The 20,968-nt window shown below is 70.3% G+C and carries 16 protein-coding genes; 11 read left to right on the top strand and 5 right to left on the bottom strand.

Annotation, left to right across the window (positions count from 1 at the left end):
• Positions 1-15 precede the first annotated feature (15 nt).
• The 3 genes from tkt to BM140_RS10765 form a co-directional block, all read right to left on the bottom strand.
• A complete protein-coding gene (gene tkt, locus BM140_RS10775) occupies positions 16-2,091 on the bottom strand; it encodes a transketolase (RefSeq protein WP_091945420.1) in 2,076 nt (691 codons plus the stop codon).
• A 61-nt stretch (positions 2,092-2,152) separates the two neighbouring features.
• On the bottom strand, positions 2,153-4,012 hold the full coding sequence (locus BM140_RS10770) for a glycoside hydrolase family 15 protein (RefSeq protein WP_091945417.1): 1,860 nt from the start codon (positions 4,010-4,012) through the stop codon (positions 2,153-2,155).
• A gap of 198 nt (positions 4,013-4,210) precedes the next feature.
• Positions 4,211-4,822: a hypothetical protein gene (locus tag BM140_RS10765; protein WP_091945414.1), complete on the bottom strand. Its 612-nt coding sequence runs from the start codon at positions 4,820-4,822 to the stop codon at positions 4,211-4,213.
• A 164-nt stretch (positions 4,823-4,986) separates the two neighbouring features.
• Between BM140_RS10765 and BM140_RS10760 the strand changes: the two genes are divergently transcribed.
• The 8 genes from BM140_RS10760 to BM140_RS10725 all read left to right on the top strand — a co-directional run bounded on the left by BM140_RS10760 (position 4,987) and on the right by BM140_RS10725 (position 14,754).
• Complete coding sequence (locus BM140_RS10760; RefSeq protein ID WP_091945411.1) at positions 4,987-5,574, top strand: ANTAR domain-containing response regulator; 588 nt, start codon at positions 4,987-4,989, stop codon at positions 5,572-5,574.
• A complete protein-coding gene (locus BM140_RS10755) occupies positions 5,571-6,584 on the top strand; it encodes a CmpA/NrtA family ABC transporter substrate-binding protein (RefSeq protein WP_091945409.1) in 1,014 nt (337 codons plus the stop codon). The genes BM140_RS10760 and BM140_RS10755 overlap by 4 nt, the downstream gene beginning before the upstream one ends.
• A gap of 407 nt (positions 6,585-6,991) precedes the next feature.
• On the top strand, positions 6,992-8,281 hold the full coding sequence (locus BM140_RS10750; protein ID WP_091945406.1) for a CmpA/NrtA family ABC transporter substrate-binding protein: 1,290 nt from the start codon (positions 6,992-6,994) through the stop codon (positions 8,279-8,281).
• Positions 8,281-9,144 (top strand): nitrate ABC transporter permease, encoded by an 864-nt coding sequence (gene ntrB, locus BM140_RS10745; RefSeq protein WP_091945402.1) that lies wholly within the window; start codon positions 8,281-8,283, stop codon positions 9,142-9,144. The genes BM140_RS10750 and ntrB overlap by 1 nt, the downstream gene beginning before the upstream one ends.
• Before the next feature lie 11 nt (positions 9,145-9,155).
• Positions 9,156-9,950: an ABC transporter ATP-binding protein gene (locus BM140_RS10740; RefSeq protein WP_091945400.1), complete on the top strand. Its 795-nt coding sequence runs from the start codon at positions 9,156-9,158 to the stop codon at positions 9,948-9,950.
• A gap of 19 nt (positions 9,951-9,969) precedes the next feature.
• Entirely contained in the window at positions 9,970-11,202 is a 1,233-nt protein-coding gene (locus BM140_RS10735; protein ID WP_091945398.1) for an NAD(P)/FAD-dependent oxidoreductase, read from the top strand.
• An 11-nt stretch (positions 11,203-11,213) separates the two neighbouring features.
• Positions 11,214-13,004, top strand: a complete 1,791-nt coding sequence (locus BM140_RS10730; RefSeq protein WP_091945394.1) for a NirA family protein — start codon at positions 11,214-11,216, stop codon at positions 13,002-13,004.
• Between the two features lie 142 nt (positions 13,005-13,146).
• Positions 13,147-14,754, top strand: a complete 1,608-nt coding sequence (locus tag BM140_RS10725) for a sulfite reductase subunit alpha (RefSeq protein ID WP_091945391.1) — start codon at positions 13,147-13,149, stop codon at positions 14,752-14,754.
• Positions 14,755-14,779: 25 nt separating this feature from the next.
• Here BM140_RS10725 and BM140_RS25845 read toward each other — a convergent pair whose 3' ends face one another.
• Both BM140_RS25845 and atzF read right to left on the bottom strand, forming a co-directional pair.
• Positions 14,780-14,923, bottom strand: coding sequence for a hypothetical protein (locus tag BM140_RS25845; protein ID WP_165616437.1), 144 nt, complete (start codon positions 14,921-14,923; stop codon positions 14,780-14,782).
• 287 nt (positions 14,924-15,210) lie between these two features.
• The gene (gene atzF, locus BM140_RS10720) at positions 15,211-17,016 is read right to left on the bottom strand and encodes an allophanate hydrolase (RefSeq protein ID WP_091945388.1); all 1,806 of its coding nucleotides are present in this window, start codon (positions 17,014-17,016) and stop codon (positions 15,211-15,213) included.
• Between the two features lie 121 nt (positions 17,017-17,137).
• On the opposite strand from atzF, the gene BM140_RS10715 reads away from it, so the two are divergent.
• The 3 genes from BM140_RS10715 to BM140_RS10705 all read left to right on the top strand — a co-directional run bounded on the left by BM140_RS10715 (position 17,138) and on the right by BM140_RS10705 (position 20,842).
• Entirely contained in the window at positions 17,138-18,052 is a 915-nt protein-coding gene (locus tag BM140_RS10715; RefSeq protein WP_091945385.1) for a LysR family transcriptional regulator, read from the top strand.
• Positions 18,053-18,131: 79 nt separating this feature from the next.
• A complete protein-coding gene (locus BM140_RS10710) occupies positions 18,132-18,602 on the top strand; it encodes a (2Fe-2S)-binding protein (protein WP_091945383.1) in 471 nt (156 codons plus the stop codon).
• A gap of 14 nt (positions 18,603-18,616) precedes the next feature.
• Complete coding sequence (locus tag BM140_RS10705; RefSeq protein WP_091945380.1) at positions 18,617-20,842, top strand: xanthine dehydrogenase family protein molybdopterin-binding subunit; 2,226 nt, start codon at positions 18,617-18,619, stop codon at positions 20,840-20,842.
• Positions 20,843-20,968: the final 126 nt, after the last annotated feature.

Genomic DNA, 20,968 nt, shown 5'->3' with positions numbered 1-20,968 from the left:
GGGGGGCCTTGTGCCTTACTTCTTGGCCCGCTTCGCCTGCGCGCGGGCGGCGTCCAGCACCTTCTCGGCGGTGAAGCCGAACTTGCCGAGCAGGTCCTTGATCGGGGCCGAGGCGCCGAAGGTGTGCATGCCGACGATGGCGCCCGTGGAGCCGGCGTAGCGATCCCAGCCGATCACGCTGCCCTGCTCCACCGCGACGCGGCCGAGCACGTCGGGCGGCAGCACGCTGTCGCGGTAGGCCTGATCCTGACGCTCGAACAGGTCCCAGGACGGCATCGAGACCACGCGCGCCTTCACGCCCTCGCCCTTCAGCGTCTCGTAGGCCGAGACGCAGAGCTGCACCTCCGAGCCGGTGCCGATCAGGATCACGTCGGGGGTGCCGTCGCAATCGGCCAGCACGTAGGCGCCCTTGGCGGTGCCGGAGGCCGGCGCATACTTCGTCCGGTCGAGGGTCGGCAGCGGCTGACGCGAGAGCGCCAGCACCGCCGGCTGGTCCTTCAACGAGAAGATGACCCGGTAGGCCTCCGCCACCTCGTTGGCGTCGCCCGGGCGGATCGTCACGAGGCCGGGGATGCAGCGCAGCGACAGCAATTGCTCCACCGGCTGGTGGGTCGGCCCGTCCTCGCCCACGCCGATCGAGTCGTGGGTGAAGATGTGGAAGACCGGCAGCTCCATCAGTGCGGCGAGCCGGATCGGCGGGCGCATGTAGTCGGCGAAGACCAGGAAGGTCGCGCCGTAGGCCCTGAGGCCCACGAGGCCCAGGCCGTTCACGATCGAGCCCATGGCATGCTCGCGCACGCCGAAATGGATGTTGCGCCCGCCCGGCTCGAACGGGGTGAGCGAGCCCGCCCCCTCGAAGGTGAGGTTCGACTTGTTCGACGGCGCGAGGTCGGCCGAGCCGCCGAGCACGAACGGCACGTGCTGGGCGATGGCGTTCAAGACCTTGCCCGAGGATTCACGGGTGGCGAGGCCCTTGGCGTCGGGCTCGAACACGGGGATGTCCTTATCCCAGCCCTTGGGCAGGCGGCCTTCGAGGAAGGCGGACAGCTCCTCGGCATGCTCCGGGTCGGCCGCCTTGGCGGCCTTGAAGAAGCCTTCCCATTGGTCGTAGAGCGCGGCGCCGCGCTTGCCGATGCCGTCGGCGAAGGTGTCGTAGACGCCGTCCGGCACGAGGAACTGCGCGTCCTCCGGCCAGCCATAGGCGCGCTTGGCGCCCTTCACCTCGTCCTCGCCGAGCGCGTCGGAGTGGGCCTTCGAGGTGTTCTGCTTCTTGGGCGCGCCGTAGCCGATGATCGAGTTGACGACGATCAGGGTCGGGCGGTCGCTCGACTGGAGGAAGGTCTCGAGCGCCGCGGCGATGGCGTGGGTGTCGTTGGCGTCGGCGACGCGCAGCACCTGCCAGCCGTAAGCGAGGAAGCGGGTCGCGACCTCCTCCGAGAAGGCCAACTCGGTGTGGCCCTCGATCGTGATGGTGTTGTTGTCGTAGATCCAGCACAGGTTCGACAGGCGCAGGTGCCCGGCGATCGAGGCGGCCTCCTGGCTGACGCCCTCCATCAGGTCGCCGTCGGAGCAGATGGCGTAGACGTTGTAGTCGAACAGCGGCAGGTCGGGCCGGTTCATGCGCTCGCCCTTGAAGCGCCCGCCGATCGCCATGCCGACCGAGTTCGCCACCCCCTGGCCGAGGGGGCCGGTGGTGGTCTCGACGCCGGTGGTGAAGTGGTACTCGGGATGCCCCGGCGTGCGGCTGTCGAGCTGCCGGAATTTTTTGATATCATCCAGGGAGATGGCCGGGGCGTTCGCGCCGTCCTTCTCGGCGACGCGGGCGAGATGCAGCAGCGCGTAGAGCAGCATCGAGGCGTGGCCGGCCGAGAGCACGAACCGGTCGCGGTTCGGCCAATGCGGGTGGGCCGGATCGTAGCGCAGATACCGGTTCCACAGGGTGTAGGCCACGGGCGCCAGCGCCATCGGCGCGCCGGGATGCCCCGAATTCGCCTTCTGCACCGCGTCGATGGCCAGCGTCCGGATCGTGTCGATCGCGAGCTTGTCGCCCTCGCTCAGGGCCGCCTTCGGGCTCGTATCTGCACCGCTCATCAGTCTTCCGTCTCTCTCGCTTCCATCGGCCAGGGAGCCATCAGCGCCCTTTTGGGGCCACCTATTGCGCCGCGATGGATTCGCCTGTCTCCGACTCGGAATGGTCCGCGCCGCCGCCCCGTTCCTTCGCAGGTCCGGTCGCACGGCTGTAATTGAGGATCGTGTTGACGAGCGCAACATGCGTGAACGCCTGGGGGAAGTTGCCCACCTGCCGTTTGGCGCGCACGTCGTACTCCTCGGAGACCAAGCCGAGGTCGTTGCAGATGCCGATCAGGCGCTCGATCAGGGCGCGGGCCTCCTCGCAGCGGCCGAGGCCGATCAGGTTGTCGGCGTACCAGAAACTGCAGGGCAGGAAGGCGCCCTCGTTGCCCGGCAGGCCGTCGGCGTCCTGCCCTTCCGTCTCGTAGCGCAGGACGAAACCGTCGCGCATCAGGTGCCTCTCGACGGCCGCGACGGTCCCGATCACGCGCGGATCGTCCTGCGGCAGAAAGCCCATATGGGCGATCAGCAGCACGCTCGCGTCGAGCGCCTTGCTGCCGTAGCTCTGGACGAAGCTGTTCAGCTCAGGATCGAAGCCGTGCTCGCACACCTCGGCGTGGATCTCGTCGCGGATCGTGCGCCAGTGATGGACCGGCAGTTCGGCGGCGGTCGGGTCGTCCTTGCGGAAGGTCTCGACGCTGCGCACCGCCCGGTCGAAGGCGACCCAGGCCATCACCTTCGAGTGAACGAAGTGGCGCCGCCCGCCGCGCACCTCCCAGATGCCCTCGTCGGGCTCGCGCCAGACCCGTTCCAGATGCTTGATGAGCGCCTGGCCGACGCGGCGCCCCTCCTTGTCGTCGGACATGCCGCGGGCGCGGGCCTGGAACAAGGCATCGAACAATTCGCCGTAGACGTCGAGCTGGAACTGGGCGATCGCCGCGTTGCCGACGCGCACGGGCTTCGAGCCCTCGTAGCCGGGCAGCCAGTCGAGTTCGATCTCCGGCAGGAGCCGCTCGCCGCCGATTCCGTAGAGGATGTGCGCCTGCTCCGGGTTGCCGGCGACCGCGCGGGTCAGCCAGTCGCGCCACGCGCGCGCCTCGTCGATATAGCCCGAATCCATCAGCGCCAGCAGCGTGAAGGTCGAATCGCGCAGCCAGCAGAAGCGGTAATCCCAGTTGCGCACCCCGCCGAGATCCTCGGGCAGCGAGGTGGTGGGGGCGGCCACGATCCCGCCGGTCGGGCGGTAGATCAGCGCCTTCAGCGTCAGCAGCGAGCGGCGGAGGATGTCGTCCCATGGCGTCTTCAGGGTGCAGCGGTTCGACCAGTCGCGCCAGAACCGGTTGGTGTCGTCGAGCCAGCGATACGGCTCGATCGGCGGCGGATCGTCCTCGTGCGAGGCGCCGTAACTCAGCACGAAGCGGATCGCGTCGCCCTTGTAGACGGTGAATTCCGAGACCGTGGTCTGGTGGGTCGAGCCGCGTAAGGGCGCGTTGGTGCGCAGCACCACCTTATGGGGGCCGGAGATGGCGCGCAGGTCGCCGAGTTCGCTGCGCGACACCCACGGCACCGCCGAGCCGTAATCGAACCGCACGGCCAGATCCATGCGCATGGCCATGCGCCCGCGCACGCCCTCGACGAGGCGGATGACGTGGCTGCCGTCGCCGACCGGCATGAAGTCGGTCACCCGCACCTCGCCCTCGCGGGTCCTGTGCGTCGTCTCCAGGACGAGCGAGCCGCCGCGGTAGCGCCAGGAATGCTCGGCGCCCTCGGCTGTCGGCGCGAGCTTCCAGAAGCCGTGCTCCTGCGTGCCGAGCAGACTCGCGAACAGGGCGGCGGCGTCGAAGCGCGGCATGCACAGCCAGTCGATGCTGCCGTCGCGCCCGACGAGCGCCGCCGTGCGCCCGTCGCCGATCAGGGCGTAATCCTCGATCCGTCCCGCCATCCTTGGGGCCTCCGTCCGGTCCTTCGAGCCGGACGGCACGGGGGGATGCGGGCCGCGGGTCTCGCTTCGGGGGCGCTGACGCGCTGATCCGGCGAAGTGGCGCGAACGCCGCGCTTCGCAAGGCGCCGAACCCAGCAAATGCGAAAAACCGGCCCGTCCGCCGGGCGGGGCTGCGGCCGGCGCAGAGGTCGGCTCCGCCTAGCGGAGCGCCGTCACCATCGTGCTGACCGAGCTGCCGAGGGTCGTCACGCGGGTGCCGAGGCCGCGGGCGGCATCGAGCACGGCGTCCGCCGTGTCGGCGAAGGGCAGCGCGTCGCGGGGCAGGAAGCGGCTGTTCTCGGCCTCGACCTCGGCGAAGGGCGGCGGCACCGGGACGGATTTGGCGGCGGCCTGGGTCGCGGCCGGCGCCTGGCCGGCGGCCGGGTGACCGACCGCGATCCGGCTCGGCGGCGCCTTGCGGCGATCGGAGCGGCTGGTGTTGGCGAATCGCGCCGGGCGGGAGGCATGGGGGGCAGAGTCGATGCTGCCGGTCACCAGCGGCGTCAGGCGGGCGAAGGCCTCGCTCGCGGGCACCGGATCGAGTTCGGCGGTCAGCAGCGCGCGGCCGGGATCGAAGGGCGAGAGGCCCGGCGCCAGCGACAGGACCGGCGGACGCTCCGGCGCGGCTTTCGGTGCCTCGGCCGGCTCGTGGCAGACGAAGGAGAGCAGGCCGGCGACGAGGGCGAGGCCGAGCGTCGGCAGGAAGGGCGGCACCACCGACCGATGCGTCGCGGCTCCATCCGGTTGACGGAGCGGATCGACGGTGCGCATGAGCCCTCCCAAGACGTCGCGTTCGGCTTGAGTGTACGGCCCGGTTTGCGGCAGAAGCGGGGCCGACGCTTTTCGGAATCGTTACGGAATCGCGCAGATTTCGCGCAGAGCGGGCATATCGCTTGCCTCCCCCGACCACCGGACCCCTCGGAACCCGGGCCTCGATGACCGAGACCAGCCTTACCGTCGCCGTGATCGACCCGAGCCCCGCCCGCGCGGCGATCCTGGAGGAGGGCCTGCGCGCCTCCGGGGTGGAGCATGTCGCGGTCATTCCCGACGGGCCGGGCCTGCAGGCCCGCGTCGCCGCGCTCAAGCCCGACGTGATCGTGGTCCATCTGGAGAGCCCGAGCCGGGACGTGCTGGAGCAGATGTCCGGCCTGTCGCGGCAGGCCGAGCGGCCGGTGGCGATGTTCGTCGACCGCTCCGACCAGACCATGATGCAGGCTGCCGTCGATGCCGGCATCTCGGCCTACGTGGTCGACGGGCTGCGCAACGACCGCATCCGCTCGATCCTCGACATCGCCATCCTGCGCTTCAACGCCTTCGCCCGGTTGCAGCGCGAGCTGGAGGAAGCGCGTTCGGAACTGGCCGACCGCAAGCTGATCGAGCGGGCCAAGGGCATCCTCATGGCGCGCAAGTCCCTGAGCGAGGACGAAGCCTACAAGCTGCTGCGGCGTCAGGCCATGAACGAGAAGCGCAAGATCGTCGACATCGCCCGCGCCATCGTCACCGCCGCGGACCTGCTCGGATGAGGCTGACGATCGGATACGTCCCGCTCGCGGACGCCGCCCCGGTGATCGCCGCCGCCGTTCTCGGCTTCGCCCGCGACGAGGGGCTCGACCTCATGCTGTCCCGCGAGCCGTCCTGGGCGACGTTGCGCGACCGGCTGGCATTGGGCCATCTCGACGCCGCCCACATGCTCGGGCCGCTGGCGCTTGCGAGCGCGCTCGGATTGTCCGGACCGCAGGCCGATCTCTGCGTGCCGATGGCGCTCAACCTCAACGGCAACGCGCTGACCGTCTCGAACGCGCTCTGGGCCGCGATGGCGCCGGAGAGCGATGCGCTTCCCGAGGTGGCCGCCGCCTTCGGCGTTCTGGCGCGGGCCCGCGCCGCCGAGGGGCAGCCGCTGACCCTCGGCACGGTCCATCCGTTCTCCTCGCATTCCTATCAACTGCGCCTGTTCGCGCGAGCAGGCGGGCTCGATCTCGATGGACATGTGCGCCTCGTCGTTGTGCCGCCGCCCGACACGGTGGACGCGCTGCGCCGCGGCCTGATCGACGGGTTCTGCGTCGGCGCCCCGTGGAACAGCATCGCGGTCGCGTCCGGGCTCGGGCGCATCGCGGCGCTCGGCTGCGACATCGCCCCCGACTGCCCGGAGAAGGTGCTGACCCTGCCCGCCGAAGGCGCGGATTTCGCGCCCGCCCTGATCCGCGCCGTCCACCGCGCCGGCCTGTGGTGCGCCGACCCGGCGAACCGCCCGGCGCTTGCGGCACTTCTGGCCGAACAGGCCGGCCTCGGCCCCGACCGCGCGCTCCTGGCCCGCACGCTCGGCGGCGACCTGATCCTCGACGCCGCGGGCGTGTCGCGCCGCGCGCCGGCCTATCTGCGGCTCGACGCGGCGGTCTATCGGCCCGACCCGGCCCATGCCCGGTGGTTCGCGGCGCAGATGGCGGCGTGCGGGCAAGCGCAAGGGGACGATTTGGCCGAGCGGGCGGCGGCGCTCTACCGGCCCGACTTGTTCGATGAGGCGACGGGCGGCTGAGGGCGGGTTGTGCCGCTGCGGCGGACCGCGCTTTCCCGAGCAGGCTGGCGAGGTCGTAGGCATCCCGGCACCGATCGCCTGCTTTTTGTGCAGCGCAAACCGATTGCCGTCAAACTAGGCAGTATCGCCGCCGCGGTATTCGATGACGGGCGACAGCCGCCCGTGTCCCCCTCTCCGCGCAGGTGGGGAGGAGGGTGAGCCGGCAGTCCTGACGGCACGCTCGACGCTCCCAACCCATCTGGCACGGACCCTGCAAGTCCCCTCGCACAGGCCCGTCAACGACGACGCGCCCGACCGTCAGCAGAGCCGCTGATCCGGACTTTCGCACGCGACGATTCGATCGCGCAGGCGATCCCGGACGGCGGCTTTTTTCATGCGCTCAGGGCGCGCTGGGGACAATGAAGCGGATGAGCATCGATCACGGCAACACGACCCGCCGCGGCCTCCTCAAGGGCGCCGCCGCCACGCTGGCGCTCGCCGGCGCGGCCCGCGCCGCGCTGCCGGGGGGCGCCTTCGCGCAAGGCGCCGGGCCGGAGGTGAAGGGGGCCAAGCTCGGCTTCATCGCGCTCACCGATGCCGGCCCGCTGTTCGTCGCCAAGGAAAAGGGCCTCTTCGCCAAGTACGGCATGCCGGACACCGAAGTGCTCAAGCAGGCCTCCTGGGGCACGACCCGCGACAACCTCGTGCTCGGCTCCGAGGGCAACGGCATCGACGGCGCCCACATCCTCACGCCGATGCCCTACCTGATCTCCGCCGGCCGGGTGACGCAGAACAACGTGCCCGTGCCGATGTACATCATGGCCCGGCTGAACCTGAACGGGCAGTGCATCTCGGTCGCCAAGGAGTATCTCGACAAGAAGATCGGCCTCGATACCAAGCCGTTCAAGACGGCTTTGGAGGCCAAGAAGGCGTCGGGCAAGGCGATCAAGGCCGCCATGACCTTCCCCGGCGGCACCCACGACCTCTGGATCCGCTACTGGCTCGCTGCCGGCGGCATCGATCCGGACAAGGACATCGAGACCATCGTGGTGCCGCCGGCCCAGATGGTGGCGAACATGAAGGTCGGCACGATGGACTGCTTCTGCGTCTGCGAGCCGTGGAACGCGCAGCTCATCAATCAGGGCATCGGCTACACGGCGCTCACCACCGGCGAGATGTGGAAGGATCATCCCGAGAAGTCGTTCGCCCTGCGGGCGGCCTTCGTCGACAAGTATCCCAATGCCGCCAAAGCGCTGCTGATGGCGGTGATGGAGGCGCAGCAATGGTGCGAGAAGCCGGAGAACCGGGACGAGCTCGCCGCCATCGTCGCTAAGCGCCAGTGGATCAACGTTCCGGTCGCCGACGTGATCGACCGGATGAAGGGCAAGTTTGATTACGGTACCGGCCGCGTCGTCGAGAACAGCCCGGTCATGATGAAGTACTGGGCCGACAACGCCTCGTACCCGTACCAGTCGCACGACCTCTGGTTCCTGACCGAGGACATCCGCTGGGGCAAGTTCGACGCGCAGACCGACACCAAGGCGCTGATCGCCAAGGTCAACCGCGAGGATCTGTGGCGCGAGGCGGCCAAGGCGCTCGGCGTCTCCGCGCCCGCCTCGACCTCGCGCGGGACCGAGACCTTCTTCGACGGCAAGGTCTTCGATCCGGCGGACCCCGCCGCCTACCTCAACAGCCTCGGCATCAAGAAGGTCGCGTGATGGCCACCGGAGCAACCCTTTCGACCGCCGCGCGCGCCCGCGCCGCCTCCAAGGCCCGCGTGCCCTTCGTGACCCTCGCGGGATTCCGCCAGATCGCCGCCCGCATCGTCCCGCCGGTCGTCGTGCTGGCGGGCTTCCTGCTGCTATGGGAGGTGCTGTGCTCCTCCCCGACCGCCGGCCTGCCGCCGCCCTCGCGGGTGGTGACGGATGCCTGGGACATCATCGTCGATCCGTTCTTCGACAACGGCGGCACCGACAAGGGCCTGTTCTGGCACATCACGGCGAGCCTCCAGCGCGTGGCGCTCGGCTTCTCGCTCGCCGTGATCGCGGGCGTGATGCTCGGCACCCTGGTGGGTCAGTCCGAATGGGCGATGCGCGGCCTCGACCCGATCTTCCAGGTGCTGCGCACGATCCCGCCGCTGGCGTGGCTCCCCCTCTCGCTCGCCGCCTTCCGCGACGGCCAGCCCTCGGCGATCTTCGTGATCTTCATCACCTCGATCTGGCCGATTATCATCAACACTGCGGTCGGCATCCGCAACATCCCGCAGGATTACCGCAACGTCGCCGCGGTCATTCGGCTGAACCCGATCGAGTTCTTCTACAAGATCATGCTGCCGTCGGCGGCGCCGTACATCTTCACCGGTCTTCGCATCGGCGTCGGCCTGTCCTGGCTCGCCATCGTCGCGGCCGAGATGCTGATCGGCGGCGTCGGCATCGGCTTCTTCATCTGGGACGCGTGGAACTCGTCGCATATCAGCGAGATCATCGTCGCCCTCGTCTATGTCGGGCTCATCGGCTTCGTCCTCGACCGGCTGGTCGCGGGGCTCGGCGTGCTCGTCACCCGCGGCACCAGCGCAGCCTGAGGAGCGACACAATGGCTCATCTCTCCCTCTCCCAGGTCGGCATCTCGTTCCGCCGCGGCGGCAAGACCTCCGAGGTGCTCCGCGACGTGAACCTCGACATCGCCAAGGGCGAGTTCGTCTCGATCATCGGGCATTCGGGCTGCGGCAAGTCCACGGTGCTCAACATCGTCGCCGGTCTGCTCAAGGCCTCGACCGGCGGCGTGCTGCTCGACGGCAAGGAAGTGAACGCGCCGGGCCCCGACCGCGCGGTGGTGTTCCAGAACCACTCGCTCCTGCCCTGGCTCACCGTGCGCGAGAACGTAGCGCTCGCCGTCGACAAGGTCTCGAAGGGCAAGAAGACCCGCGCCGAGCGGGCCGAATGGATCGAGCACAACCTCGCGCTGGTGAACATGATGCACGCCGCCGACAAGCGCCCGGCGGAGATCTCCGGCGGCATGAAGCAGCGCGTCGGCATCGCCCGGGCGCTCGCCATGGAGCCGACGGTTCTGCTGATGGACGAGCCGTTCGGGGCGCTGGACGCGCTGACCCGCGCCCATCTTCAGGACCAGCTCATGGAGATTCAGACGCGGCTCAGAAACACCGTCATCATGATCACCCACGACGTGGACGAGGCGGTGCTGCTCTCCGACCGCATCGTGATGATGACGAACGGGCCCTCCGCCACCATCGGCGAGATCCTGCCCGTGCCGCTGGCCCGGCCCCGCCGCCGCCTCGATCTGGTGGAGGACGCCACCTACGTCCACGCCCGCGCCGCGGTGCTGGAGTTCCTCTACGCCCGCCACGCCAAGCCGGCGCTGGCTGCGTAAGGACGAGGATCTCCGGTCCATGCGTGCCAAGGTGAGTGCAAAGGAGAGGCTCGTCGTCGTCGGCAACGGCATGGCCTCGCTCCGCTTCCTCGAGCGGTTGACCGAGCGGGCGCCGGGACGGTTCGACGTGACGGTGGTCGGCGCCGAGCCGGTGGCGGCCTATAACCGGGTGCTGCTCTCCTCGCTGCTGGGCGGCGAGGTGGACGAGGCCGCCTGCGGCTTCCGTCCCCTCCCCTGGTACGCGGAACACGGCATCCGCCTCGTCACCGGCGCACCGGTCACCGCGATCGATCGGGTCAACCGCCTGGCCATCGTCGGCGAGGCGCATGTCCTGCCCTACGACCGGCTGGTCCTGGCGGTGGGCTCGCTGCCGATCCGCCTGCCGCTGCCGGGCATCGACCTGCCCGGCGTGCTGACGTTTCGCGATTTCGCCGACGTGGCGGCGATCCGGAAGGCCGCGGTCGAACACGCCAAGGCGGTGGTGATCGGCGGCGGCCTGTTGGGTCTGGAAGCCGCGGTCGGCCTCGCCCGGCTCGGCGTCGACACGACGCTCGTCCACGTCATGGACCGGGTCATGGAGCGCCAGCTCGACCATACGGCCGCCCGCCTCGTGCGCGCCGCGATGGAGGCGCGCGGCGTCAAGGTGATGCTGTCCGCCGACACCGCCGCCATCGAGGGGGACGGAAAGGTCGAGCGCCTGCGTTTCAAGGACGGCAGCACGATCCCGGCCGACCTCGTGGTGATGTCGGTCGGCATCCGCGCCTCGACGGTTTTGGCGCAATCCTGCGGGCTCGCCTGCGGGCGCGGCATCACGGTGGACGACCGGATGACCACCTCCGACCCGGCCGTGTTCGCGCTCGGCGAATGCGCCGAGCATCGCGGCACCGTCTACGGCCTCGTCGAGCCCGCCTACGAGCAGGCCGAGGTGCTGGCGCGACACCTCGTCGGCGAGGCGGCGGCCTATCACGGCACGTCGCTTGCCACGAGCCTGAAGGTGTCGGGCCTGCCGGTGTTCTCCGCGGGCGTGGTCGACACGCCGGAGGGCGCCGAGGCGGTCGTGATGCACGATGCCGCCGCCGGCCTCTACCGCAAGCTGATCATCGCCGACGGGTGCCTCGCGGGCGCGGTCTTCGTCGGCGACATCTCCGAGCAGGCGCGCTGCAAGGCGCTCATCCGCGACCGCACGCCGCTCGATCCGAACGACCGGGACGACCTGATGTTCGGCCCGGCCCCGAAAACCCTCGCAGCGTGAGTGAGGCAGCGATGGCAGACGATTTCAACGCCGAGCAGAAGCGGTACCTCGAAGGCTTCGCCTCGGGAATCGCCGCCGCCCGGATGACCGGCGGGCTGGCGATCGGACAGGCCCCGGCGGGTGGCGTCACCGAGCCGACCGGCCCGGACGCGATCCACATCAAGGCGCAGGACGCCACCGTGAAGGCGGGCGGCAAGCTCTGCGACCAGGAGAAGTGGAAGCGCGCGGAAAATCCCTTCGACGGGCACAACCGCCTGAAGGCGGAGGCCGCCACCGGCAAGGCTCCGAAGCCCGAGGACAATTTCCGCTGGCGCTATCACGGCATGTTCTGGGTTGCGCCGAACCAAGTCTCCTACATGTGCCGGATCCGGGTGCCCAACGGCATCCTCCAGCACTGGCAGGTCTCCGGCATCGCCGACCTCGCGGACGCCCATGGCGGCGGCTACAGCCACGTCACCACCCGCGCCGGCCTGCAGGTGCGCGAGATCGCGCCCGAGCACGCCCAGCCCTTCCTCGACGGGCTGACCGATCTCGGCCTCACCGCGCAGGGCGCGGGCGCCGACAACATCCGCAACGTCACCGGCTCGCCGGCCGCCGGCATCGACGCGCGGGAATTGCTGGATACCCGGCCCCTCACCAAGGCCTGGCACAACTGGATCCTCAACGACCGCTCGCTCTACGGCCTGCCGCGCAAGTTCAACGTCTCCTTCGACGGCGGCGGCGTGACGCCGGCCCTGGAGGAGACGAACGACATCGGCTTCCAGGCGGTCGAAGTGTTGGAGGGCGCCGCAATCGCGCCGGGCGTCTGGATGCGCCTCGTGCTCGGCGGCATCTCGGGCCACCGGGATCTGGCCCGCGACACCGGCATCGTCCTCAAGCCCGAGGATTGCAACCGGGTCGCCGACGCGATCATCCGGGTCTTCATCGAGAACGGCGACCGGACCAACCGCAACAAGGCCCGGATGAAGTACGTCCTCGATGCCTGGGGCTTCGACAAGTACATCGCCGCCGTCGAGGAGAAGCTCGGGCGTAAGCTCGACCGGGTCGAGCCTGCCCATGTCGCGCCCCGCCGCCCGACCGACCGCTTCAGCCATGTCGGTGTGCACGCCCAGGTTCAGCCCGGCCTGAACTGGGTCGGCGTGGTGCTCCCGGTCGGCAAGATGACCACCGACCAGATGCGCGGGCTGGCCAAGATCGCGGCCGAGTGCGGCGACGGCCAGTTCCGCATGACGGTCTGGCAGAACTTCATTTTTTCCGGCGTGCCGGACGCCAAGGTCGCCGAGGTCGAGGCCCGCGTGGAAGCGCTCGGCCTCACCACGAAGGCCGCGGGCATCCGCTCCGGGTTGGTGGCCTGCACCGGCGCCCGCGGCTGTAAGTTCGCGGCCTCCGACACCAAGGGCCACGCGATGATCATCGCCGACCACGTGGAGCGGGCGGTGCCCGATCTCGACGTGCCGGTGAACGTCCACCTCACCGGCTGCCACCATTCCTGCGCCCAACACTACATCGGCGACATCGGCCTGATCGGCGCCAAGGTGGTGGTTTCGGAGGAAGGCGACACGGTCGAGGGCTACGACATCGTCGTCGGCGGCGGTTTCGCCGAGAACCCGAAGATCGGCACCGAGATCTGGAAGGCCGTGAAGGCAGAGGATGCGCCGGCCCGCGTCGAGGCCCTGCTCAAGACCTACCTCGCGCTCCGCGAGAACAAGGACGAGAGCTTCCAGTCCTTCACCGCCCGCAAGGGGCCGGAGGCCCTGCGCGACGCCGCCCAGGAACAGCCGGTCTTGAAGGCCGCGGCGTAGTCTCTCCTCCCCCTTGTGGGGAGGAGCCGGAGGTGGGGGCGGTTCAGAATTGAGCGCCCCGGTGCCTCCTGCACCACCCCACCCCTCTCCCTCCCCACAAGCGGGAGGGGATCACGGTCCGCCAGAATTTTCAGGTCTGCCAATGACCCAGCACGTCACGCCCCCGCTTGTCCTGATCCCGGAAAGCGCGCCCTTCAGCGCCGACCAGCGCTCCTGGCTGTCGGGCTACTTCGCGGCGCTCCTCGGCCCCGCCGTGGAAGGTGCCACCGCGCTGGCGCCGGGCGAGGCCCCCTCCACCGGCCCGAAACTGGCCGACAACGACGACGCGCCCTGGCACGACCCGTCGATGCCGATGACCGACCGGATGGAGCTGGCCAAGGACAAGTCCGAGCCGCAGAAGCTGATGGCCGCCATGGCCCAGCAGGATTGCGGCCAGTGCGGCTACAATTGCGCCGACTACGCCAACGCCATCTTCCTCAAGAGCGAGGAGCGCCTGAATCTTTGCCAGCCCGGCGGCAAGGAGACCCTGCGCATGCTCAAGCGACTGGACGAGGAGTTCGGCGCCTCGGGCGGCGGCGCGGCGGCGCCGAAAGCGGAGGGGGGCGATGCGCCCCAAAAGGAGCCGGAACTCGGGCCGCTCGGCTATTGCCGCGAAAACCCGGTCGAGGCGACGTTCCTGTCGCGCACCCGGCTCAACGCGCCGGGCGGCGAGAAGGAGACGTGGCATATCGAGATCGATCTGAAGGACACGCCGATCACCTACGAGGTCGGCGACAGCCTCGGGCTGTTCCCGGCCAACGCCCCGGCCCTGGTCGATGCGGTGATCGCCGAACTCGGCGCCCGGCCCGAGCGCAAGATCGGCGGTAAGACGCTGCGTGACCGCCTGCTCACCGAGTACGCGCTGGGCGCGGCGCCGGACAACCTCTACCAGCTGCTCTCGCTCCTCACCTCGGGCGAGGCGCGCAGGAAGGCACAGGCTCTGGCCGCCGGCGAGGACCCGGACGGGGACGCCGCCCATCTCGACGTGCTCGGCGCGCTCCACAAGTTCCCCGGCGCACGGCCCGACGCGGAAGTCTTCCTCGAGGCCCTCGACGAGCTGCAGCCGCGGCTCTACTCGATCTCGTCCTCGCCGAAGATGGATGTCGGTCGCGTCTCGCTGACGGTGGACGCGGTGCGCTACAACCACCGCTCCCGCCTTCGCCTCGGCGTTGCCTCGACCCATCTCGGCGAGCGCCTGCCCGAGCAGACGAAAGTAAAAATCTACCTGCAGAAGGCGCACGGCTTCGCGCTGCCGGAGGATCTCTCGAAAGACGTGATCATGTGCGGGCCGGGCACCGGCATCGCCCCGTTCCGCGCCTTCCTGCGCGAGCGTGCCGCCACGCAGGCGCCGGGCCGCAACTGGCTGTTCTACGGCCACCAGCGGCAGGCCTCGGACTTCTTTTACAAGGAGGAGATGAACGGCCTGAAGGACGCGCGTGTGCTGACCCGTCTGTCGCTCGCCTGGTCGCGCGACGGCTCGGAGAAGACCTACGTGCAGGACCGGATGCGCGAGAACGGCGCCGAGCTGTGGAAGTGGCTGGAGGGCGGCGCCCATTTCTACGTTTGCGGCGATGCCAAGCGCATGGCCAAGGACGTGGAGCGGGCGATCATCGACGTCGCCGCCAGCCACGGCGGCAAGAACCCCGACGAGGCGGTGGCCTATCTCGCCGCTCTCAAGAAGGCGGGCCGCTATCAGGCCGACGTGTACTGACCCGCGCCCGGTCGGCGGCGGCGCCTCATCGCTCCAGCCGCCGGTCGACCTCCACGAACAGCGCCTCGGCGTCGCTGCCATCCTCGTAGGGGGCGGTCCAGATTTCGTAGATGAGGAACGCCAGGGCCAGAATGCCGAAGCTGGCGATCCCGCAGACCGTGACCGACATCGCCATCTCCCCCCGAGGATGGTTGTTGTCGGTCGAGGGGTGCATGCGGCTTGGTATAAATCAAGTGCCGGTACGCAACATCGGTCGTCAAAGCGCGTTCATGGTCCCGATGGCCGGAGCAATGGGCCGACCGGGGGCGCCGGCTTCTCGGGAAGGACGATGCATCAATTCAAGTCGATGGATCGTCTTGGATGCGATATTCATGATGACGCGATCTCGACGCGTCCGGGGAGCTTCCGCTTCTTCCGGCTTCGCATGAGGCGTGGACCGGACCGAGCATCCGGGAGTTACGTCGCGGTCCCTTCCGCGAGGTAGCGCCGCCAGCCGCCGAAGGCCGTGATGTCCTCGCCCCCGCCGATCCCTTCGGCCTCGACCAGAAATCCCTTCGGGGTGGTGCCGTCGGCGAGCCGCATGGTGCCGATGCCGAGCGGGGCCGGGATGGCGGCCACGAACCGGCCGAAGGCAGCGGGCTCCAGAGCCCAGACCTCTGTGACGATGGCCGCACCCGTGCCGTCCGTGACGCGCAACAGGCCCGGCCGCCGGGGCGGTCCGCCCGGAAGCGCGTAGAGCCGGTAATCGGCCCGCGTCTCTGCGGCTCGCAGGAAGCGCGCGCCGAGGCCGGTCAACTCGCCGTTGAGGGGCAGGCCGGAGAGATGCGCGCCGATCACCGCGAGTTCGATCTCGCCCGGTCCCGCTGAGGCCGGACCGGGTTCCGGGCTCGGCACGGCTGCGCGGCTCGCGCCGATCGGGACGCGCGCCGCCGCGTGCAGGCGGGCGCCGAGGGCGGCGACGAGCCCGTCTCGGCCGCGCGGCGCGATCAGGGTGAGGCCCGACGGTCCGCCATCCGCCCGGAAGCGGCCGGGGACCGCCAGGGCGCAGAGATCGAGCAGGTTGACGAAGTTGGTGTAGGTCCCGAGCGCGCTGTTGGGTCCGATCGGATCGGTCTCGAGTTCGGCGCGGGTGACGGGCCGGGGATAGGTCGGCACCGCCAGCACGTCGATGCGGGCCCATAGGGCGTCCGCGGCCCGGCGCAGCCCGGCCAGCCGGTAGAGGCCGGCGAAGGCATCCGCGGCACTGATCTCCGCGGCCCGGCCGATCACCGCGCGGGTGGTCGGGTGCAGCGCCTCGGGCCGCGTCTCGATCAGCGACCGGATCGCCTGATAGCGCTCGGCGACCCAGGGGCCGTCGTAGAGCAGGGCCGCGGCCGCGAAGAGCGGGGCGAGATCGACCTTCGCGGCCGGGCCAGTCAATCCGGCGAGGTCGGCGAGTCCCGCGTCGAACGCGGCCTCCGACAGGAGATCGCCGCCGAACCGGCGGCTGCCCGCCTCCGGCACGCCGACGCGCAGGCCCGGCGGCAGGCCGGCGGGCTGGGCCGGGAGCGGCAGGTCGCGGGAATAGGGGTCGGCCGGGTCGTAGCCCGCCATGATGCGGAAGACCCGGTCGGCATCCGCCACCGTGCCGGCGAAGACCGAGACGGTGTCGAGCGTCCGGCAGGCCGGCAGCAGGCCCCGGCTCGACACGGTGCCGAGCGAGGGTTTCAGGCCGACCACGTTGTTGAGCCCCGCCGGCACCCGCCCGGAGCCGGCGGTGTCGGTGCCGAGCGCGAAGGCGACGAGCCCGTGCGCCACTGCGACCGCCGAGCCGCTGCTCGACCCGCCGGGCACCCAGGCCGGGTTCAGGGCGTTGCGCGGGGCCGGAGAGGGCGTGCGCATCCCGACCAGGCCGGTGGCGAACTGATCGAGATTGGTCTTGCCGATCAGGATCGCGCCCGCCGCCAAAAGCCGCGCCACCGCGGGCGCGGTCTCGTCCGGGGAGTAGGTGAAATCCGGGCAGGCCGCGGTGGTGGGCAGGCCGGCGACGTCGAGATTGTCCTTCGCCGCGAAGGGCACGCCCCAGAGCGGTTTCGTCGCCGGGTCGAAGGCCCCGAGCGCTTCGGCCGCGGCTTGGGCTTCGACCTCCGGCACCAGAGCGAGGAAGATTCCGGGATCGTCGATCTGTCCGAGCCGCCGATAGGTCTCGGCCAGGATGTCGCGCGGGCTGACGCCGTCGGCATAGGCGGCGTGCAGGGCCGCGATGGTCGGGAAGGCGAGCATGGTCCGTCCTCGGCAGCTTCGAGCCGACCTTAAGGAGGCGACGGTGTTGCCGGCGAGTGCTATTCCTTGATCGCTCTGTTGCATTCCGGGCAACAGCGCTTCCGTGTCGGAAGCCCTATCGATGAAGCACCTGCGCAGCCTCACGGCCATCGCCGAGGTCGCCCGCTGCGGCTCCGTCAGGCGGGCGGCGGAACGCCTCGCCCTCACGCCCTCGGCGCTGACCCGGCAGATCCAGGACATCGAGTACGAACTCGGCACCCCGATCTTCGAGCGGCTGGCGCAGGGCATGCGCCTCAACGCGGCCGGCGAATTGCTGGTGCGCCACATCCGCGACCGGGCGGCGGATCTCGACCGGGTCCGCTCGCAGATCGCCGATCTCTCCGGCGTGCGGCGCGGCCACGTCGCCCTGGCCTGCGCCCAGGCCTTCATCACCCGCATCGTCCCGGAGGCGGTCGAGACCTACCGGGCGCAGTTTCCCCAGGTCGCCTTCACGGTGCAGGTGCGCGACCATGCGCAGGCGGTGGCCGCCCTCACGGCGTTCGAGGCGGACCTCGCCCTCGTGCTCCAGCCGCCCCCCGCGGCGGAGTTGCACGTGCTCCATGCCGGCGGGCAATCCGTCTGCGCCCTGATGCGGGCGGACCATCCCTTGGTGGAACCCTCGGCCGGGTCGGGCGGCCCTGTGCGCCTGCGCGACTGCCTTGCCCATCCCCTCGCCCTGCCCGACCGCTCCCTCGCCATCCGCCACCACATCGAGCAGGCCCTGGCCCGGCGCGGGGTCGAGATGCGGGCCACCGTCGAATCCGGCTCGCTGGAATTCCTGCGGGCCATGGTCCTGCGGGAAGGCCTCGTCAGCTTTCAGGTGGCGAGCGGCATCCCCGACGATCCGCGCCTGCGCAGCCGCCCGGTCGATGCCCGCGACCTCGACCCGATGAGCGTCGTGCTGGCGCAGCTGCGTGGGCGCCTGCTGCCGGTCGCCGCCGCCAAGTTCGCCGACCAGCTCGCCGCCCGCCTCGACCGCCCGGCGGAAGCGCGATGACCCGAGAATCGGTCGCGTTGCCGCGGCCATGCGGCGGGTATAGGCCTTGTATACCAGAACGATTCCAGGGAGACGCGCCATGGGACAGGACCTGTCGCTGGACGTGAACGGGCGCGCGGCGCGCGTGAGCGTGGACGATCCGGACACGCCGCTCCTCTACGTGCTGCGCGACGATCTCGGCCTGCACGGACCCCGCTTCGGCTGCGGCCTCGGCCAATGCGGCTCCTGCACGGTGCATATCGACGGGCAGGCGGTGCGCTCCTGCGTCACGCCGGTCTCCAGCCTGAAGCCGGAGGCGAAGATCGTGACCCTCGAAGGCCTCGGCGGGCCGGACAGGCTGCACCCCGTGCAGGTCGCCTTCATCGAGGAACAGGCGGCGCAGTGCGGCTACTGCATCAACGGCATGATCATGCAGTCGGCCGCCCTCCTCAACGAGACGCCGAAGCCCGACGAGGCGGCGATCCGACAGGCGCTGGCGCAGAATCTCTGCCGCTGCGGCACACACTTGCGGATCGTGCGCGCCGTCCAGCGCGCCGCCGGCACGCTGTGAGGGAGGCCACCGCCATGAACGCTCCCACATTCTCCCGCCGCAACCTGTTGCTCCAGGGCGGCGCCCTCGTGGTCGGCTTCTCGCTGGCGGGCCGCGGCGCGCTGGCGCAAGCCACCTTCCCGGCGGTTCCGACCGACGGCTTTTCGAAGCCCGTCGCCCCCGATCAGGTCGACAGCTTCCTGGCGCTCGGCGCCGACGGTCGCGCCACGATCTACTCCGGTAAAGTCGATCTCGGCACCGGCGTGCAGACCGCCATCGCCCAGATCGCCGCGGAGGAACTCGACCTGCCCCTCGACCGCGTCAGCGTGGTTCAGGGCGACACGGCGCTGACCCCCGACCAGGGGCCGACCTATGGCAGCCTCTCGGTCCAGAAGGGCGGCGTCGAGATCCGGCAGGCGGCGGCCACCGCCCGCGCCCGGCTGGTGCAGCTCGCGGGCGAACGGCTCGGCGTACCGGCCGAGACGCTCGTCAGCGAGGGCGGCGTCGTGCGCCCCAAAGCCGGCGGCGAGGGTATCAGCTATGCCGAACTGGTGAGGGACGGTCGCCTCGACCTGAAGGTGGACCCCGCCGCCAGGATCAAGGATTCGGCGGCCTTCACCCTCGTCGGCAAGCCGGTGCCCCGCCTCGACATCCCGGATAAGATCACCGGCCGCTTCACCTACATGCAGGACTACCGCGTACCCGGCATGGTGCATGCCCGCGTGGTGCGCCCGCCCGCCATCGGCGCGAGCCTGGAGAGCGTGGACGAGGCCTCGGTCGCCGATGTGCCCGGCCTGATCAAGGTGGTGCGCGAGGGCAACTTTCTGGCCGTCGTCGCCGAGAAGGAATGGGCGGCGATCAAGGCCGCCGAGCGCCTGAAGGCCAAGTGGTCGTCCTGGGCCGGCCTGCCCGAACAGGACAAGCTCTGGCAGCACGTGCGCGCCACCAAGGTCAGCAAGGACGACGTCACCAGCAACACCGGCGACGCCGAGGCGGCCCTGGGGCAGGCCGCGAAGGTGCTGGAGGCGAGTTACGACTTCGCCATCCACACCCACGGCTCGATCGGGCCCTCCTGCGCCATCGCCGCGTTCGAGGACGGCCGGCTGACCTGCTGGACCGCCTCGCAGATGACGCACGCGCTGCGCAAGCAGCTCGCGGCGATGACCGGGCTGAAGCCGGAGGTCGTGCGCTGCATCTATATCGAGGGCTCGGGCTGCTACGGCCGCAACGGCCACGAGGACGCGGCGGGCGATGCGGCGCTGCTGTCCCGCGCGGTCGGTCGTCCCGTGCGGGTGCAGTGGTCGCGCGCCGACGAGCACGGCTGGGACCCGAAGGGCCCGCCGACGCTGGTCGATCTCAAGGCCGGGCTCGATGCGCAAGGCAACGTCGCGGCGTGGTCGTCGCAGTTCCTGATCCCCGAGGGCGGGGCCGGTAACGTGCCGCTGGTCGCCGCCGACCTCGCCGGGCTGCCGCACGAGACGGCGCTCTCGCCGGGCAACATCGTCCACAACTCGGCGATCCCCTACGCCTTCCCGAACGTCCGCACGGTCTGTCACCGGCTGGCCTCGACGCCGTTCCGGCCGTCCTGGATCCGTACGCCGGGGCGGATGCAGAACACCTACGCCAACGAGGCCTTTCTCGACGAATGCGCGGCGGCGGCCGGCGCCGACCCGCTTGACTACCGCCTGCGCGCCCTGAAGGATCCGCGCGGCGTCGAGGTGCTGCAACGCGTGGCCGAACTCGCCAAATGGCAGGCCCGGCCCTCGCCGGTGAAGGATTCCTCCGGCGACGTGCTGCGCGGGCGCGGCATTTCCTACGTGAAGTACGAGCTCTACCGCACCTACGTCGCGGGGGTCGCCGAAATCGAAGTGGAGCGCGCCACCGGCCGCGTGCGGGTGCCGCGCTTTTTCGTCGTCCAGGATTGCGGGCAGATCATCAACCCGGACGGGGTGCGCAACCAGATCGACGGCAACATCATCCAGACGCTCAGCCGCGTGCTGATGGAGGAGGTGACCTTCGACCGGGGCGCCGTCACCAGCCTCGACTGGGCGAGCTACCCGATCCTCACCTTCCCGGACGTGCCGCAGGTCGTGACCGACCTGATCGACCGGCCGAGCGAGAAGCCCTGGGGGGCGGGCGAACCGTCGGCGGCCATCGTCCCCTCGGCGATCTCCAACGCCCTGTTCGACGCCACCGGCGTGCGCCTGCGCTCGGTGCCGTTCACCCCGGCCAAGGTGAAGGCGGCGCTCCAGGCGAGCTGACGGGCTCGCCCGCGGATCGATCCGAAAGGATGACGCGCGCGCAGGCCACCGGTGGCGGGTGGCCTGCGGCGGCCTCGCCCGCCACCGATGCCGGCCCCGCTCGCCCGGCAAGCTTGGCGGCAGCTT

The organism is Methylorubrum salsuginis, assembly GCF_900114375.1.
Classification (GTDB): Bacteria; Pseudomonadota; Alphaproteobacteria; order Rhizobiales; family Beijerinckiaceae; genus Methylobacterium; species Methylobacterium salsuginis.
Note: the sequence above shows the minus strand (reverse complement) of the source record. Positions and strands in the feature narration are given on the sequence as shown.

Coding starts and splice junctions, on each gene's coding strand:
- tkt (WP_091945420.1), bottom strand. CDS start 2,091: ATGAGCGGTGCAGATACGAGCCCGAAGGCGGCCCTGAGCGAGGGCGAC.
- BM140_RS10770 (WP_091945417.1), bottom strand. CDS start 4,012: ATGGCGGGACGGATCGAGGATTACGCCCTGATCGGCGACGGGCGCACG.
- BM140_RS10765 (WP_091945414.1), bottom strand. CDS start 4,822: ATGCGCACCGTCGATCCGCTCCGTCAACCGGATGGAGCCGCGACGCAT.
- BM140_RS10760 (WP_091945411.1), top strand. CDS start 4,987: ATGACCGAGACCAGCCTTACCGTCGCCGTGATCGACCCGAGCCCCGCC.
- BM140_RS10755 (WP_091945409.1), top strand. CDS start 5,571: ATGAGGCTGACGATCGGATACGTCCCGCTCGCGGACGCCGCCCCGGTG.
- BM140_RS10750 (WP_091945406.1), top strand. CDS start 6,992: ATGAGCATCGATCACGGCAACACGACCCGCCGCGGCCTCCTCAAGGGC.
- ntrB (WP_091945402.1), top strand. CDS start 8,281: ATGGCCACCGGAGCAACCCTTTCGACCGCCGCGCGCGCCCGCGCCGCC.
- BM140_RS10740 (WP_091945400.1), top strand. CDS start 9,156: ATGGCTCATCTCTCCCTCTCCCAGGTCGGCATCTCGTTCCGCCGCGGC.
- BM140_RS10735 (WP_091945398.1), top strand. CDS start 9,970: ATGCGTGCCAAGGTGAGTGCAAAGGAGAGGCTCGTCGTCGTCGGCAAC.
- BM140_RS10730 (WP_091945394.1), top strand. CDS start 11,214: ATGGCAGACGATTTCAACGCCGAGCAGAAGCGGTACCTCGAAGGCTTC.
- BM140_RS10725 (WP_091945391.1), top strand. CDS start 13,147: ATGACCCAGCACGTCACGCCCCCGCTTGTCCTGATCCCGGAAAGCGCG.
- BM140_RS25845 (WP_165616437.1), bottom strand. CDS start 14,923: ATGTCGGTCACGGTCTGCGGGATCGCCAGCTTCGGCATTCTGGCCCTG.
- atzF (WP_091945388.1), bottom strand. CDS start 17,016: ATGCTCGCCTTCCCGACCATCGCGGCCCTGCACGCCGCCTATGCCGAC.
- BM140_RS10715 (WP_091945385.1), top strand. CDS start 17,138: ATGAAGCACCTGCGCAGCCTCACGGCCATCGCCGAGGTCGCCCGCTGC.
- BM140_RS10710 (WP_091945383.1), top strand. CDS start 18,132: ATGGGACAGGACCTGTCGCTGGACGTGAACGGGCGCGCGGCGCGCGTG.
- BM140_RS10705 (WP_091945380.1), top strand. CDS start 18,617: ATGAACGCTCCCACATTCTCCCGCCGCAACCTGTTGCTCCAGGGCGGC.